The organism is Pseudomonas sp. FP215, from assembly GCF_030687795.1.
GTDB classification, from domain to species: Bacteria; Pseudomonadota; Gammaproteobacteria; order Pseudomonadales; family Pseudomonadaceae; genus Aquipseudomonas; species Aquipseudomonas salmasensis.
The window spans coordinates 1,685,434-1,702,460 of the sequence record NZ_CP117447.1 but is presented as its reverse complement, the minus strand read 5'-3'; the positions used below and the strand labels follow the sequence as shown (position 1 = coordinate 1,702,460).

The following is a 17,027-nucleotide window of genomic DNA, read 5'->3' as shown; positions in this document are numbered from 1 at the left end:
CTTCTCCTCAGGATCGCCGGGCTGCGCCCCAGCGCGAGGCCAAAGTTGTATACCCGCGCCGGGCAAACGTTACGAAAAAGCCGCGCCATTCGGTCAGTGATGCAATCACGCCGCGGGCCGCCATGACAATCGTTCGAGTGGTCCGGCTTTGTGCGGCCTGGGGCAGGCCCGTCAGCGCAACGGCCAATGCCTCGACACCGGACGCGGCCCAATGCGTCCACACCTGATTGAACATTCGGCTCAACCCACCGTGTATCGTCGCGGCCGGGTCCGGCAGTTGCAGGGTCTGGCCATGGGGGTCGTGGGCAGCGGTCAGGTGACCGCCGCGAATCATCGTTCCCACCGCCCCGTCGTAGGCTTCTATTGCAGGTGAGACATTGGGTTGCATCAGCGCAGGCACTTGCCCGCCATAAACAGCATTGGCCACGGTAGCGAGGGCATAGGCCGCCGTCGTTCCGGCGGTACGCGTGACCCTGCCGCTCAGGGGCGTGCTGCCCCAGGAGATGCCAGTACCGTGCCCACGCAAGACTTGCTGCACCAGTTCCCTGGAGAGCGCGCGAACATGCCCGCCCAAACGCTGAACCGCCACCGGGTCCCAGCTGTGCTCGGCTTGATCACCTATCGAGTCGCCATACATGGCATAACCCATACCTGCGGCACCTGCAAAAACAGCACCGATCTGTGGCGCATAGTGCGTCCAGTTAGCGACGATACCGGTGCTCATATGTGCCGAGGACACGGCATCAAGCACCGCAACGCTAATGCGCAAAATCTGGTTGCGTTGCGCCGTGGGCTGCAGGTTGCTGAAGATCGCCAGATCGACGCCCGTCGCGATGGCATTGGCGATATAGGTGGATAATCCATCGCGAATCGCGGCCGACGAGGCTGCTTGTATCCTGGGGCGCATAACCCGCCCTACATTCGCGAGCCTGCGACTGACGGAAAGCCTGCGTATTTGTTTGTCCTGCGGCTCCTCCAAAGCCGGTGTGGCGGCCAGCCCTTGCACATCGACCTGGGTGACTGGGTTACCGCCAACCATGGCGTACAGATTCAAGCCATCGGCATCGCCGGTCGGGTCCGGGCTGATCCAGCGGCATAACCACGGCGCGTAATACCTGAAGCCGTAGTAAGACAGCCCACTGGCATCGCGCTCCTTGCCCGAATAACGGATGAACCTGTAACTCGCCTCGCTGGAGCTTTTCGCCGCCCACCACGCGGTCCCGCCGTAAGGGTAATAACTTTCCTGGCTGAGCAGTTGCGCCTGCTCGCCCAACTCCAGGCTGCTGCTGCCCAAGTGGTCCGACAAGCCGTAACGGATCTGCGCCTCTTGGCGCCCTCCCGAAGGGTGGCGATCCCAAAGCAGGATGCGCACCGTGGTCGTACCGGCATCAAGGTTGAGTACATTCAGTTGCTCACCCGTTGCGCTGTCATGCCGAATTTCCAGCCCCGGCAAGTAGCGCACCTGGGCCGTATGCACCACGCCCCTGGCCTGGGAGACCCTGCGTTTGAGGATGCGCTGGCCCGTGGCATCGTAGGCGTAGCGTTCTTCATCGTCATTGCCGCCCTCGCGTCGCACCTGCGTGAGGCGCACCAGTTGATTGCGCACATCCCAGCTCATCTTGTGATCACCTGCCAACGCTTGCAGATTGCCGTTGCGGTCAAAGCCCTGGCCCAACCCCGGCGCGGTCTTGCCATCAGCCTGCGGCAAAAAATGATTGCTGCCCGCGGCCACGCTCATCTGCCGCGTGAAGCCGGCGCCGCTGCTGGGCACATGTTGCAACTTGAGCAAATTGCCGGCGGCGTCATAGTAAAATCGCTGGGTGTAGCGACGCCATACGCTGTCGTCAGTCGAGCCAAACGTCACATTCGCCGGCAACGCCGGGCCTCCCGTGTTACCGGCGGTTTCGCGGCCAGTGGCTTTGGTCAGTTGCGATAACGAGTCGTACTCATAGAGGCTGGCCGAACTGATTCGGGTGTTGCTGGACCATTGCGTCGGCTGGGCAAGGTCGTCGATCCGCACGATGTTGCCAACGCCGTCATAGTCGTAGCGCAGGTCTTGCAACGCTGCGCCCGGTTGTGCGGGTAGATGGGCAGTCATTTGCAGCAAGCGACCGTCAAACTCACGGTATTGCATGGCACGCACCACGCCGTTGCCGGCGCGTTCGCTGAGCACCTGACCCGCTGCGTTGTAGTCCCGCTGGCCCAGCACCTGCGTACGCACGCCGCCCTTGGGCGTCACAACAATACTCGCCGGTTGGCCGTCAATGCCGTAGGCGTAGTCAAAGCGATTGCCCTTGGCGTCCGTGTGATGCAGGCGCTCACCCAGCGCGTTAAACCCAATGGATGTCTGGAACCTCTCGGGCTCCAGGCGCACCTCGCGTTGTGCAGCGGGCTGCGGCCAATCCAGCGCGGCATCCGCCTGCCGAAAGCGTCGGGTCTGCTGAGCAACTTCTGCGTGCAGCCCATACCGCTCGTGGAACAACGAGCCGCCGCCGTCATCATGGCGAACCACCCGGCCACAGCGGTTGCGCGCAGCCTCCTCATCCGAGGACACGGCATAGGCAAGACGCTCGACGCACAACGCTTGCTCGTCACTGGCCGCCTGCTCGAAGACGGCGATCGGCCGCAGATATTGATCATAGTGATGAGCCTGGTGAGCACCCCGCCCATCCCATTCTTCGAGTAAATGCCCGGCTTCCCCCATCAGCGTCAGTCGCCAGCCGGCATCCACGCTGTGGGTGCGCAACGCTTGTCCACCAAGGCTATAGACCGTGCGTTGATTAGGCGCGGTGTCGGGTTGTGAGCGTGACAACTGCAACAGACGTGGGTCCCATTGTTCAATCATCAAGCCTGTACTGCCAAAGACCTGGCGATGAATGCGCACCTGCGGTTCATCCTCCGCGCTTGAGCGGTGGTAATTGACGTTACGAACAATTAACCCACGTGGGTCGACTGCGACCAGGGACGGTGTGTTTCGATGGATGGAATCAGACATGATCTCAAGACCTTATTGCTGAATAAGTAGTCCTGAAAGCCTAGGGACGGGGGGGCGAGAAAGGTGGTGCAGGAGGATGCTTTTGTGTGTCCGGGTACTGGCATCGCCCCGCCCCGCTCACGCGGGTCGAGGCGGCGTTCTTGAAGATCAAATGTGGCAGGGGCCCGCTCCCATAGGGTATGTGCTCACAGGCCGAGGCGTTTGGTCAGCGTGCCGCCCGCCCTGATACCCCGGGACGCCGCGGGGTGTAGCGACGCCAAGCAGACGCGTTTGACTCCCAAGGCGCGTCGACCCGTTGTTGGTTTTGATAGAACCTCACGCGGCCTGCCAGTTGCGTCCTGTGCCGATAGAGCCAGCGCAGCTCGGAAGCCGTAGCAGATACCCCCTGCTTGCTGATGACGGCTCCTATGTCCAAATTGTCGAGAGCGAAATGGACCACCGCCGCACTGTGCAAGCTGGTCAAGGTTTCCAAAGCGGATTTGCTGCTTCGAGTGACGATCTTTTGCTGGATGGTCAAAAGGTCTGTGCCAATGTATTGGTGAGCCGTCGCTACAAGTGAATATTTGCCTGCGCCAAGATCACTGACAAACTTCCTGGCGAATTGCTGGTTGCAGGCAGTTGACGTACACCCTGAGTACTTCAAAACAATGCCCTCGTAAAACGGCCGGACGCCGACCGAAAGCTGCTCAATGAGCTCAGCCTTGAGTTCGTTAGCTTTCGCTGGATCGTCTGGGTTTTGCGTCAAGTCTCTGAAGAGGTCCGCATTCGCGTTGCGAAAAGCAGAGAAGGCGCGAACGGGAGACGCCAGCCCGGCAGTCCAGCGCTGCAGTTCCGCGCCTGAAAAATAGGCCACCATCGCATCCCCTCGCGCACTCAGCTTCGACCAGAAACTCCTGTAGGCAGTAATTGTGGCGGCCAGGCCGAAAATGATATCCCCTCGACTGGGCTGGAATTGCTCGCCAAACGTCGTTTGCGTGCCACCGGCATCCCTGAACCCCACGGGATTGCCCCGGACCATCGCATACAGGTTCAAGCCGTCCACATCGTCCATCGGGTCCGGGCTGATCCAACGCTGCAACCACGGCGCGTAATAACGGGCGCCGTAGTAATACAAGCCCGTGGCATCGCGCTCCGTGTCTGAGTAACGACGAACCTTGTGGTCCCCCCGAACATTATTGCTGGTTGCCCACCACGCCGTTGCGCCATAAGGATAGTAATGCTCCTGGCTCAACAACCGAGCCTGTTCGTCCAGTTCCAGCGCACAGCTCTTGAGGTGATCCAGAACGCTGAATCGCAACTGATGGGCGCTCATCTCGCGGGGCTTACCCGACTCCCATTGCACCACGGTGACTCGCCCACCGCCCGTATCGATGTCCAGCACATTGAAGCGCTGTGTGCTTTGCTTGTGGACCTGCAGGCCTAGCAGGTAATAGGTTCCCTGGGTGTAGGGTTTTGTACGCGCTTCGCGGCTGCGCACCTTGAGTGCGCGCAGGCCTTGACTGTCATACAGGTAACTCTCCACATCCGGGTCACCGTTCTCACGCTGTACCTGGGTGGTGTAGGTCAATTGGTTGCGCACATCCCAGACGGCCTGCTGTACGCCGTCGAGCGACAACTGATTGCCATTGGCATCGAACGCTTCATCCCATTGAACCTGCCGCCCTTGCACCGCAGGCACGGCGCGGTTGCTGAACGCAGCCACCTGCATTTCGCGGGTATAGCCTGTGCCGCGGGAGGGCACGTGTCGAAGGCGCGTCAGATTGCCCGCCGCATCATAGGCATAATGCTGGGTGTAATTGCGCCAGAGCCCCCGATCCGTCGCCCCGAACTGCACCGCGGTCGGGAACTTCTGGCCGCCAGTGTTGGCGCTGTTTTCCCGGCCGCTGGCCTGGATCAACTGATAAAGCGTGTCGTACTGGTATCGACTGATTGCGTCGATCCGGGCGTTGCTGTGCCATTGCGTCGGCTGGACCAGATCGCTAAGACTGAGAATGTTGCCCACTGGGTCGTATTCATAAACAAGCTGCTGCAACGGCGCGGCGGCCTGCCCTTTACGATAGACCTTAAGTTCCAGCAACCGGCCATCTTGCTCGCAATAACGGGCGACTTTAGTGACATCATTACCCGCCCGCTCGGACACGATCTGGCCGCCGGCATTATAAGCGCGCTGATCCATTAACACCTGGCGCTCGCCATCCTTCAACGTCAGCGCCACTTCCGCCGGCCAGCCCTGTTGCCCATAGCGCCACTGTTGGCGGTTGTCCTTGGCGTCGGTCTGCTCAAGCAGCGCACCCAATGCATCGTAACGCCAAGTAGTGGTATAGGCCTGGCGTTCCACTAGCTCATCTTGGGCCTCATCGCTTTGTGGCCAGTCGACCAGCGCGGTGTCGGCGCGAAACCGCCTGGTTTGCTTGATGACGCGTTGATCGATCCCGTACGCCTCCATCAGCAGAACGCCTGCCGGGTCCGAATGCCGAATCAGCCGTGCGCAGCGATTACCGACGGCCTCGGCAGGGACTGCGGGCGCGTACGTCATACGCTCGACACAACGGGGTGACGGGTCCTCTGCCGATTGTTCGAACACCGCCACAGGGCGCAGCGAACGGTCATAGTGAAACGCTTGATGGGCGCCACGCGAGTCCCAGCTATACAGGCGCTGCCGCGCTGCGCCGTGCAAGACCAGGCGCCAGCCGGCATCCGCACTCAGGGTACGCACGGCCTCGCCGGAGAGGCTATAAAGGTTCGATTGCGCCGCCACCCCGGTCGAGCCGAGGGCGAACTGACGTGGGTCCCACTGTTCCAGTAAGAAACCACTGGCCCCAAACACTTGGCGATTGACGCGCGGCTGTGGGGAGTGCGCAAGCGTTGCGCGGTGATACTGCACAGTGCGCACGGCTAACCCGCGAGGGTCAATGGCCGTCAAGGTAGGTGTATTTCGATGAAGAGCGTTAGACATGAATTCATGACCTGTTTGCACTAAGGTCAAAAAATCCTAGAGGTCTCGGCATTGCGAAGGGGGTATTGAAGACGGCCTTTTGTAACCAGATCCTGATAGCACCTATCGAGACCAGCAGGCTGGCACCGCCGGTCTCAAAGGTTTTCAGTGCCCGCCGGCGCAGGTCGGCGAGGCCGGGGCTGCGTCGATTGTCGCCCATTCTTCAGGCGTGTAGGTATGCAGCGCCAGCGCATGGAACTCGCTCATCAGGCTACCCAGGGTGGCGTAGACCTTCTGGTGGCGCTTGACGCGGTTGAGCCCCGCGAACTGCTTACTGACCAGCACGGCCTTGAAGTGGGTCTGCAACCCACGGCTGTGCATGTGGCTTTCATCCAGCACGCTCAAATGTTCCGGCTCCAGGGCGGCAAGGGCCGTTTCGATACGCTGTTGCATGGTCATTCCTGCTTACTTCTTCTTGGCCGGTGCGGCGGCTTTGGGCGCCAGCTCGTTGGTCATGTCTTCCAACAGCTTGTTCACCACCGGTACGGCGCTTTCCAGTTTGGCCTGGGTCATCTGGGCCGATTGCTGGGTCAGCTGGGGCATTTTTTCCAGGACTTTCTTACCCAGTGGCGACTGGTAGAACGCTACCAGGTCCTTGAGTTCGGATTCGCTGAAGTTGGTGGTGTAGAGCTTGACCATGTCTGGCTTGAGCTTCGGCCAGCCGATGGCCTGGTCCAGAGCGGCGTTGGCCTTGGCCTGGTAGCTGTCCAGTACGGACTGCTTGGCGGCAGGCGCCTTGGTCTGTTCGAAACGCTGGGCGAACATTTGCTGCACTTGCATGTACACCGGGGTCCCCAGCTTGTCAGCATGGGCCAGGGTAAGGAAGGCTTCGGCACTGGCGTTGTGGCTGGCGGTATCGGCAAGAACCTGGCCGCTGGCGCAAACCAGAGCAACCGCGGTACAGATGGCACGAAGACGAGTCATCGAGTTTCCTTTTCTAGCAGGCGAGGTAAGACCCCAAGGGCGACCATTCTGCGCCTAAAAAACCTCGCGGCTCAACCCCACCCCATCGCAAGCCCCGGTTTCACGGGGCGCGGTGACACAAAAGCGCTTTTAGGGAACCCACGCTGGCCGCCAGGGCCTAAACTGACCAATCACGACAGCATAAGGAGGGTGACCGATGAGCCGTATCGAAACCGACAGCCTGGGGGAAGTACAGGTCCCTGATGACGCCTATTGGGGCGCGCAAACCCAACGTTCGCTGGTCAATTTCGCGATTGGCGAGCAGCGCATGCCGCTGGCGGTATTGCATGCCCTGGCCTTGATCAAGAAGGCTGCGGCACGGGTCAACGACCGTAACGGCGACCTGCCCGCCGACATCGCCCGCCTGATCGAACAGGCTGCCGACGAGGTCCTGGACGGCCAGCATGACGACCAGTTCCCGCTGGTGGTCTGGCAGACCGGCAGTGGTACCCAGAGCAACATGAACGCCAACGAAGTGATCGCCGGCCGCGCCAACGAGTTGGCCGGCAACAACCGAGGCGGCAAGAGCCCGGTACACCCTAACGATCACGTCAACCGCTCCCAGAGTTCCAACGACTGCTTCCCCACCGCCATGAGCATTGCTGCGGTGCAAGCGGTGAACAAGCAACTGCTGCCGGCGATCGCCACCTTGTCCGGCGGCCTGGCGGAATTGGCCGCGCGGCATATGAAGCTGGTCAAGACCGGCCGTACCCACATGATGGACGCTACGCCAATCACCTTCGGCCAGGAGCTGTCGGCGTTTATCGCCCAACTCGATTACGCCGAGCGGGCGATCCGCAGCGCCCTGCCCGCGGTGTGCGAGCTGGCCCAGGGCGGCACCGCCGTCGGCACCGGCCTCAACGCACCCCATGGCTTTGGCGAGGCGATTGCCTCCGAACTGGCCGCATTGTCAGGCTTGCCTTTTGTAACCGCGCCGAACAAATTCGCCGCCCTCTCCGGCCATGAGCCGCTGGTGACCCTGCACGGCGCGCTGAAAACCCTGGCCGTGGCGCTGATGAAGATCGCCAATGACCTGCGCCTGCTGGGTTCCGGCCCTCGCGCCGGGCTGGCCGAAGTCAAGTTGCCGGCCAACGAACCGGGCAGTTCGATCATGCCGGGCAAGGTCAACCCCACCCAATGCGAAGCGCTGTCGATGCTGGCCTGCCAGGTGCTGGGCAACGACGTGACCATCGGCATGGCCGCCAGCCAGGGGCACTTGCAGTTGAACGTGTACAAACCGGTGATCATCCACAACCTGCTGGAGTCCATCCGCCTGCTGGCCGATGGCTGCAACAACTTCCAGGAACATTGCATTGCCGGCCTCGAACCCGACGCCGAGCAAATGGCCCAACACCTGGAACGCGGGCTGATGCTGGTTACCGCGCTGAACCCGCATATCGGCTACGACAAGTCGGCCGAGATCGCCAAGAAGGCTTACGCCGAGGGCCTGACACTGCGCGAGGCCGCGCTGGAGCTGGGCTACCTCACCGATGCCGAGTTCGACCAGTGGGTACGCCCGGAAAACATGCTGGGTAGCTGACTACACCGCCGTACGCAGCCGCCGGGCCTTGAGCCCGGCGAGCAGCGAAGGTGCCAGCGCCACGGTCGCCGAACCCAGCACCACCACCAAGGCGCCGAAATACCCCAGGGCATTGATCTGCTCAGCCTGCACATAGTCCGGCCACAACCACGCCGCCACGGCCACGGCCACAAAGGTCACCAAAGGCGTCAACGCCAGGGTTGCACTGACCCGCGAGGCTTCCCAATGCGCCAGGGCTTCGGCAAATGCCCCGTAGGCCACCAGGGTATTCATGCAGCACGCCAACAACAGCCAGCCTTGCAATGGGCTCAACTGCAACGCCTCCAGCGGATGTGCCCAGGGCGTGAGCAACAGCGCACACGACAGGTAAATCACCATCATCACCTGCAATGAATTCCACACCGTCAGCAACTGCTTCTGCCCCAGTGCATAGAACACCCAGATGGTGGTAGCGAGCAGGATCGTCAGCACACCGGCGGTGTAGGTACCCATGGAGGTCAGTAGTTCCACCAGGCGTTGGTTGAAGAACAAGCCAAAGCCTGCGATCAACACCACCAGCCCGATAACTTGCCCCAGGCTAAAGCGCTCCTTGAACACAAACACACTGGCAACCATCAAAAAGATCGGCCCCATCTGCACCACCAACTGCGCCGTGCCTGGGCTGAGCATTTTCAGGCCCACCAGGTACAACACGTAGTTGCCCACCAGGCCACACACCGCCATGCCCACCAGCCAACCACCCTTGGGGCCAAGCACTTTGCGGCTGGGCAGGCGTTTGGTAGCGGCCAGGTAAACGAACAGGCAAGTGCCCGCTACCATGAGGCGAAACCAAGTCACGGTGATCGGGTCCATCACCTGCAACACTTGCTTGAGCTTGATCGGAAGAATGCCCCACAGAAACGCGGTCAGCAGGGTCAGGAAAAAACCGTAGACCCAGCGGCCGGAAGAAATGTGCATGAGAGCCCCAGATGCCAGAGGAAGTGGAGCAGGCATTCTAGGGGCAAGTCACTGAATTGGGATACGTCACAGTTTTGAATGTGGGAGCTGACTTGCCTGCGATGGCCATAGGTACAACGCTGTCGCGATCAACGGTAACCACGATGCGAAGCGAGCCGCTCTTGATCTTGATCTGCTTGTGATCTTGATCTCAGGCGCCCCATTAAACCACGCTGGCCGAACGCAGGCTTGAATTCGTGGGTAACCCGGCAGGACGCCGGGTTAGCCGCCCCGCGCCATGGATGGCGCGTGGCGGCGGCCCACGGATTCAAGCCTGTGTTCGGGCACACCGAGCCCAAGCGAGGTGCCGAGTGGTGGGGCAAGAGCGTTTTGCTTACTTTTGCGCTTTTCAAAAGTGAGCCGCCGTCAGGGCGGAACCCTAAGTGGCCGTTACCGCAGGAATGGATATGTACACAATCCAACTGTGTTGACTGCCAGGCCGCCTTCGCGAGCAAGCCCGCTCCCACAGTTGGATTGTGGGGTGTCAGGGAGAGAAGTGTCGGCTGGCAGGCCGTTATCGCAGGCAAGCCAGCTCCCACATTAGCCCTCCCACAATGGTGCTATTCCAACCTGAGTCAGCGCACGGCTTCGAAAAGCCCGGTGGCCCCCATCCCGCCCCCCACGCACATGGTGACAATCCCATACCGCAGATTGCGCCGTTGCAACTCCCGCACCAGATGCCCCACCTGCCGCGAACCGGTCATGCCAAACGGATGCCCAATGGAAATCGAACCCCCGTTGACGTTGTACTTGGCGTTATCAATCTCCAGACGATTACGCGCGTAGAGGCACTGGGAAGCAAAAGCCTCATTGAGTTCCCACAGGTCGATGTCCGCTACCTGCAAGCCCTTGGCCTTGAGCAACTTGGGCACCGAGAACACCGGGCCAATGCCCATTTCATCCGGCTCGCAACCAGCCACGGTAAAACCACGGAAGAACGCCTTAGGCTTGAGCCCCAGCTCCAAGGCTTTTTCCAGGCTCATCACCAGGGTCATCGACGCACCGTCGGAAAGCTGCGAGGAGTTACCTGCCGTCACCGAGCCATCCTCGGCAAATACCGGCTTCAAGCCGCTGAGGCTGGCCAGGGTGGTGTCCGGGCGGTTGCAGTCATCCCGGTCGACCACGCCGTCCAGGATCTGTACCGCGCCAGTGTTCTTGTCCTCGACCTTGTACTTGACCGCCATCGGCACGATTTCATCGTTGAACAAGCCATCAGCCTGGGCCTTTGCGGTGCGCTGCTGGCTTTGCAGCGCATAAAGGTCCTGGTCTTCGCGGCTGACGTGATAGCGCCGCGCAACGATTTCGGCGGTCTGCCCCATGGGGAAGTAAATGCCCGGCACCTGTTCTTTAAGCAGCGGGTTGATCAGGTTATCGGTGTTGACGCTCTTCATGGTCAGGCTGATGGACTCCACGCCACCGGCAACAATGATGTCGCTGCAGCCCGAAGCGATCTGATTGGCGGCAATGGCAATCGCCTGCAAGCCCGAGGAACAGAAACGATTGAGGGTCATGCCCGCCGTACCGGTGCCCAGTTGCGAGAGTACCGCCACGTTACGCCCGATGTTATAGCCCTGGGCGCCTTCGTTGGAGCCGGCACCGACGATGCAGTCTTCCACCGTCGCCGGGTCGACGCCGTTGCGGGCCAGCAGCGCATTGACACAATGGGCCGCCATGTCATCGGGACGGGTCTGGTTGAACTTGCCGCGAAAGGATTTGGCCAGGCCGGTTCGCACGCTGTCGACGATCACTACTTCACGCATGGGCTACCTCGATCTTGGGGTTGTGGATCGAGGATAGAGCCTGGCCGGGCCGACAGCGATGATCATTCACTGCGTGGATGCAAAAGCATGGAGCCTCTGTAGGAGCGAGCTTGCTCGCGAAAAACTAATAGGCGCCGCGTTCACTCAGGAAGCACGCGTTATCGTTGACGTTTTTCGCGAGCAAGCTCGCTCCTACAGGCTATTTCTTTTTCTTCTTGTCGTGCTTGTCGCTTTTATCAAACGCTTCTTCCAGCGCACGGTTGATGGTGCGCAGCACCTTGACCCGCGCCCAGCGCTTGTCATTGGCTTCTACCAGGGTCCAGGGCGCCACCTCGGTGCTGGTGCGGTCAACCATGTCGCCCACCGCCGCACGGTAGTCGTCCCACTTGTCGCGGTTGCGCCAGTCGTCTTCGGTGATCTTGAAGCGCTTGAAGGGAATTTCTTCACGGGCCTGGAAGCGCTCCAGCTGCGTCTCCTTGTCGATGGCCAGCCAGAACTTGACCACGATCACGCCCGCATCGCGCAGTTGCTCTTCAAAGTCATTGATCTCGCCATAGGCGCGCATCCAGTCCGCCGGGGTGCAAAAGCCTTCGATACGCTCCACCAGCACGCGGCCGTACCAGGAGCGGTCAAACACGGTGAACATGCCGCGCGCCGGGATTTTCTGCCAGAACCGCCATAGATACGGCTGGGCCCGTTCGTCTTCGCTGGGCGCGGCAATCGGTACGATGTGGTACTGGCGCGGGTCCAGTGCCGCCGCCACACGACGGATCGCCCCGCCCTTGCCCGCCGCGTCGTTGCCCTCGAACACGCTTACCAGGGCGTGCTTGCGCATGCGTTTGTCGCGCATCAGGCCAGAGAAGCGTGCCTGTTCGGTAATCAGTTGTTCTTCGTAATCGTCCTTGTCCAGGCGCAGGGTCATGTCGAGGCTGTCGAGCAGGCTCTTGCGGTCCACCGAGGCCAGCAACGGCGCCGGGTTCATGCCGCTGGCCTTGACCTTGGCCTGCTTCAGCGCACTTTGCAGCCCATCGAGCAGGATCTTGCCCACGGTCAGCCCACGGTAATGGGGGTCGACGCCTTCGATCACATGCCACGGCGCGTAATCGCGGCTGGTGCGGCGCAGCACCCGCTCACCGAAATGCACGAACTTGTCGTAGGTCTTGGACTGCTGCCAGTCCAGCGGGCTGATGCGCCAGCTGTGCAGCGGGTCGTCGGCCAGGGCCTTGAGGCGCGCCTTCATCTGTTTTTTGGACAGGTGGAACCAGAACTTGAAGATCAGTGCGCCTTCATCGCAGAGCATCTTTTCCAGGCGCTCGGCGCCGGCGATGGCCTGGTCCAGGCGCGCATCCTTGATCTGCCCATGCACACGGCCTTGCAGCATCTGGCTGTACCAGTTGCCGAAGAAAATACCCATGCGGCCCTTGGCCGGCAGTTGCCGCCAGTAGCGCCAGGCCGGCGGGCGCGCCAGTTCTTCGTCGGTCTGCTGGTCGAAGGTGCGCACTTCGATCAGGCGCGGGTCCATCCATTCATTGAGCAGCTTGACGGTTTCACCCTTGCCCGCGCCCTCGATGCCGTTGATCAGGATGATCACCGGGAAGCGCTTCTGCTGTTGCAGCTCGTATTGAACCTCCAGCAAGGCTTCCCGCAGGGCCGGCACTTCGGCGTCGTAGGTGTCTTTGTCGATGGCGTGACCGATTTCGGCGGATTCGAACATGGGCAGCTCCGTTTCAAGATGGCTCAAGACTAGCGGATTGGGCCCCGACACGCGCAAGGAAATACAACCCAGCCTTGCCATGGATCAATTCAATGCCTGTTGATCGGCTAGAATGGCCGCCTTGTCTTTGCCCGCTTTCATTTTATGAGTCGCCATGAACCCCATCACCCACGCCCAGCTCGACTGGGATGATCAAGGCCGCCCGCATTCGCGGGTGTTCGACGATGTGTATTTCTCCGACCAGTCGGGCCTGGAAGAAACCCGCTACGTGTTCCTGGAGCAGAACCGCTTGCAGGAACGCTTCGCCGCCTTGCCGGCAGGTGGGCGCCTGGTGATTGGTGAGACCGGCTTCGGCACCGGTTTGAATTTCCTCTGCGCCTGGCAGTTGTTCGAGCAGCACGCGGTTTCCGGTGCGCGACTGCACTTTGTCAGCGTGGAAAAATACCCCCTCAGCCATACAGACTTGCAACGCGCCCTCGCCCTCTGGCCCGAACTGCAACCGTTGGCCGAGCAACTGCTGGCGCACTACATTGCCATTCACCAGGGCTTCCAGCGCCTGGTACTGGACAACGGCCGCGTGACCCTGACCCTGCTGATCGGCGATGCGCTGGAACAATTGCCGCACCTGGACGCCCAAATCGATGCGTGGTTTCTCGACGGGTTCGCCCCGGCGAAAAACCCCGACATGTGGACCGCCGAGCTGTTCGCCCAACTGGCACGCCTGGCGGCTCCAGGCTCGACCATCAGCACCTTCACCAGCACCGGCTGGGTAAGGCGGTTGATCAATGCCGCCGGGTTCAAGATGAAACGCACGCCGGGCATCGGGCATAAATGGGAGATCCTGCGTGGGGAGTTTCTCGGCTGGCCCGAGGACGCTCCCACGCCGGCCCCACGTAAACCCTGGTTCGCCCGGCCTCCCGCCATCGAGGGTGAACGTCGCGCCCTGGTCATCGGCGGCGGCTTGGCCGGCTGTGCGACCGCCGCCAGCCTCGCCGCCCGTGGCTGGCGTGTCAGCCTGCTGGAGCGCCATGCCGGCCTGGCACAGGAAGCTTCGGGCAACCCACAGGGTGTGTTGTACCTCAAGCTTTCGGCCCATGGTACGGCCTTGTCCCAACTGATACTCAGCGGTTTTGGCCACACCCGGCGTCTGCTGGAACACTTGCACCGAGGCGTCGATTGGGACGGCTGTGGCGTGTTGCAGCTGGCGTTTGACGCCAAGGAGAGCCAGCGTCAGGCTCAATTGGCACACGCCTTCGCTCCAGACCTGCTGCACCTGCTGGACCGCGAGCAGGCGCAGCACAAGGCGGGAATCGAACTGGCCCACGGCGGGTTGTTTTTCCCACAGGGCGGTTGGGTGCATCCACCCGCGCTGTGCCAGTGGCAGGCAGCGCATCCCCTGATTGAAGTGCTCACCCACCACGAGGCACTGGAACTGCACCGGCTCGACGACCAGTGGCAAGCCCGCGCCGGTGACCGCGTGCTGGCCAGCGCCAGTGTCGTGGTGCTCGCCGGGGCTGCGGAGATCAAGCGTTTCCCCTTCAGTGCTGACATGCCGCTCAAGCGCATCCGTGGGCAGATCACGCGGCTGGCGCAAACCCCGGCAAGTAAGGCCCTGGCCACTGTCGTCTGTGCCGAGGGATACGTCGCACCGGCTCGGCTTGGCGAACACACCCTGGGCGCCAGTTTTGACTTCACCAATCAGGACCTCACGCCCACGCCGGCCGAACACCACGGCAACCTGCAGATGCTGGGTGAGATTTCTACCGACCTGCTGCAGCGCCTGGGTGCTGATCGCTTGGCGCCCGAACAGCTGGAGGGCCGTGCCGCGTTTCGTTGTACCAGCCCTGACTACTTGCCCATCGTTGGGCCACTGGCTGACCATGCGGCGTTTGAGCAGGCTTATGCGGTACTGGGCAAAGACGCCCGGCAAGTGCCGCAAACGCCATGCCCGTGGCTGCCGGGTCTGTTTCTCAATAGCGGCCATGGCTCGCGTGGATTGATCACTGCGCCGTTGTGCGGCGAACTGCTGGCTGCGTGGCTGAGTGATGAGCCCCTGCCAGTGCCAACCAGCGTAGCCGAGGCTTGCCACCCCAACCGCTTTGCCCTGCGGGCTCTGGTTCGAGGCCAAGCCGCGCCTCGCAAAGAGACCGATTGATGGCAAAGTGATTAGCTGCCTTATAACTTATCGGTCTAAAACTCCACGCATAGCACTGGGTCAGTTTCTGGGTACGCGCCCTTTTGGGCGTATTGAGTGTTGACCCCTCCCCAACGGAAAAACCGGTAAGGAATTTATGTGTGGATTAGCTGGCGAGTTACGCTTTGATCATCAACCTGCCGACCTGGCAGCCGTAGAACGCATCACCCATCACCTCGCCCCCCGAGGCCCCGACGCCTGGGGTTTTCATGCCCAAGGGCCGATTGCCCTGGGCCACCGCCGCCTGAAAATCATGGACCTGTCGGACGGCTCCGCCCAGCCGATGGTCGACGCCCATCTGGGGCTGTCCCTGGCGTTCAATGGCGCCATCTATAACTTCCCGGAGCTGCGCCAAGAGCTGGAAGCCCTGGGTTACGCCTTCTATTCCGGTGGCGACACCGAAGTATTGCTCAAGGGTTATCACGCCTGGGGCGAAGCGTTGCTGCCCAAGCTCAACGGCATGTTCGCCTTTGCCATTTGGGAGCGTGATGCCCAGCGCCTGTTCATCGCCCGCGACCGTCTGGGGGTCAAACCTCTGTACCTGTCGCGCACCGGCCAACGCCTGCGCTTTGCCTCGGCGTTGCCCGCGTTGCTCAAGGGTGGTGACATCAACCCGATCCTCGATCCGGTCGCCCTCAACCACTATCTGAATTTCCACGCCGTGGTGCCCGCACCGCGCACGCTGTTGGCCGGCATCGAAAAACTGCCGCCTGCCAGCTGGATGCGCATCGACGCCAGCGGCAAGACTGAACAGAAAACCTGGTGGACCCTGCCCTACGGCCCCCATGAGGACGAAAAACACCTGACCCTGGAAGACTGGACCGACCGCGTGCTCGACAGCACCCGCGAAGCCGTGGCCATTCGCCAACGTGCGGCGGTGGATGTGGGCGTGCTTCTCTCTGGCGGCGTCGACTCGAGCATGCTCGTCGGCCTGTTGCGCGAAGTGGGCGTGGAGGATTTGTCGACCTTCTCCATCGGTTTTGAAGACGCTGGCGGTGAGCGTGGCGATGAGTTCCAGTACTCAGACCTGATCGCCAAGCACTACGGCACCCATCACCACCAACTGCGCATTGCCGAAAGCGAGATCATCGAGCAACTGCCGGCAGCCTTCCGCGCCATGAGCGAGCCGATGGTCAGCCATGACTGCATCGCCTTCTACCTGCTGTCGCGGGAAGTGGCCAAGCATTGCAAAGTGGTGCAAAGCGGCCAGGGCGCCGATGAATTGTTCGCCGGTTACCACTGGTACCCGCAAGTGGATGGCGCCAGCGACCCGTATGCGGCCTATCGCGAGGCGTTTTTCGACCGCAGCTACGACGACTACGCGGCGACCGTCGCGCCCAAATGGCTGACCGCCAACGACGCTGCCGGCGACTTCGTGCGCGAGCATTTCGCGATGCCCGGCGCCGACGCGGCCGTGGACAAGGCCCTGCGCCTGGACAGCACGGTGATGCTGGTAGACGACCCGGTCAAACGCGTGGACAACATGACCATGGCCTGGGGCCTGGAGGCGCGCACACCGTTCCTCGACTACCGCCTGGTGGAACTCTCGGCCCGTGTGCCGGCCCAGTTCAAGCTGCCCGACGGTGGCAAACAGGTGCTCAAGGAAGCGGCGCGTCGGGTGATCCCCAGCGAAGTCATCGACCGCAAGAAAGGCTACTTCCCCGTGCCCGGCCTCAAGCATCTGCAGGGCGATACCTTGAACTGGGTGCGCGAGTTGCTGCTGGACCCGAGCCAGGACCGTGGGTTGTTCAACCCGGCCATGCTCGACCGCTTGCTCACCGACCCGCAAGGCCAACTGACCCCGCTGCGCGGCTCCAAGCTGTGGCAGCTGGCGGCGCTGAACCTGTGGCTGAGCGAACAAGGAATCTGA

At 61.6% G+C, this 17,027-nt stretch carries 10 protein-coding genes; 3 read left to right on the top strand and 7 right to left on the bottom strand.

Features of this window, described 5'->3' with window-relative positions:
* Positions 1–7: 7 nt before the first annotated feature.
* The 4 genes from PSH76_RS07640 to PSH76_RS07625 form a co-directional block, all read right to left on the bottom strand.
* Entirely contained in the window at positions 8–2,995 is a 2,988-nt protein-coding gene (locus PSH76_RS07640; protein ID WP_305493826.1) for an RHS repeat-associated core domain-containing protein, read from the bottom strand.
* A 205-nt stretch (positions 2,996–3,200) separates the two neighbouring features.
* Positions 3,201–5,951 carry an RHS repeat-associated core domain-containing protein gene (locus PSH76_RS07635; RefSeq protein ID WP_305493825.1) on the bottom strand — a complete coding sequence of 917 codons (2,751 nt, stop codon included), beginning with the start codon at positions 5,949–5,951 and terminating at the stop codon, positions 3,201–3,203.
* A gap of 144 nt (positions 5,952–6,095) precedes the next feature.
* The gene (locus PSH76_RS07630) at positions 6,096–6,389 is read right to left on the bottom strand and encodes a BolA family transcriptional regulator (RefSeq protein ID WP_069557728.1); all 294 of its coding nucleotides are present in this window, start codon (positions 6,387–6,389) and stop codon (positions 6,096–6,098) included.
* Between the two features lie 6 nt (positions 6,390–6,395).
* Complete coding sequence (locus tag PSH76_RS07625) at positions 6,396–6,914, bottom strand: DUF2059 domain-containing protein (RefSeq protein ID WP_014719258.1); 519 nt, start codon at positions 6,912–6,914, stop codon at positions 6,396–6,398.
* A gap of 196 nt (positions 6,915–7,110) precedes the next feature.
* Between PSH76_RS07625 and PSH76_RS07620 the strand changes: the two genes are divergently transcribed.
* Positions 7,111–8,493, top strand: coding sequence for a class II fumarate hydratase (locus PSH76_RS07620; RefSeq protein WP_032896037.1), 1,383 nt, complete (start codon positions 7,111–7,113; stop codon positions 8,491–8,493).
* Here the strand turns inward: PSH76_RS07620 and PSH76_RS07615 are convergent, their stop codons facing one another.
* The 3 genes from PSH76_RS07615 to pap form a co-directional block, all read right to left on the bottom strand.
* Complete coding sequence (locus PSH76_RS07615; RefSeq protein ID WP_138762420.1) at positions 8,494–9,450, bottom strand: DMT family transporter; 957 nt, start codon at positions 9,448–9,450, stop codon at positions 8,494–8,496. It lies immediately after the preceding gene.
* 614 nt (positions 9,451–10,064) lie between these two features.
* Positions 10,065–11,249, bottom strand: a complete 1,185-nt coding sequence (locus tag PSH76_RS07610; RefSeq protein ID WP_305493824.1) for a thiolase family protein — start codon at positions 11,247–11,249, stop codon at positions 10,065–10,067.
* A gap of 199 nt (positions 11,250–11,448) precedes the next feature.
* Positions 11,449–12,963: a polyphosphate:AMP phosphotransferase gene (pap, locus tag PSH76_RS07605; RefSeq protein ID WP_032896033.1), complete on the bottom strand. Its 1,515-nt coding sequence runs from the start codon at positions 12,961–12,963 to the stop codon at positions 11,449–11,451.
* A gap of 154 nt (positions 12,964–13,117) precedes the next feature.
* Here pap and mnmC point away from each other — a divergent pair, with 154 nt between their 5' ends.
* Positions 13,118–15,118: a bifunctional tRNA (5-methylaminomethyl-2-thiouridine)(34)-methyltransferase MnmD/FAD-dependent 5-carboxymethylaminomethyl-2-thiouridine(34) oxidoreductase MnmC gene (mnmC, locus tag PSH76_RS07600; protein ID WP_305493823.1), complete on the top strand. Its 2,001-nt coding sequence runs from the start codon at positions 13,118–13,120 to the stop codon at positions 15,116–15,118.
* A gap of 136 nt (positions 15,119–15,254) precedes the next feature.
* Positions 15,255–17,027: an N-acetylglutaminylglutamine amidotransferase gene (locus tag PSH76_RS07595; protein WP_034126154.1), complete on the top strand. Its 1,773-nt coding sequence runs from the start codon at positions 15,255–15,257 to the stop codon at positions 17,025–17,027.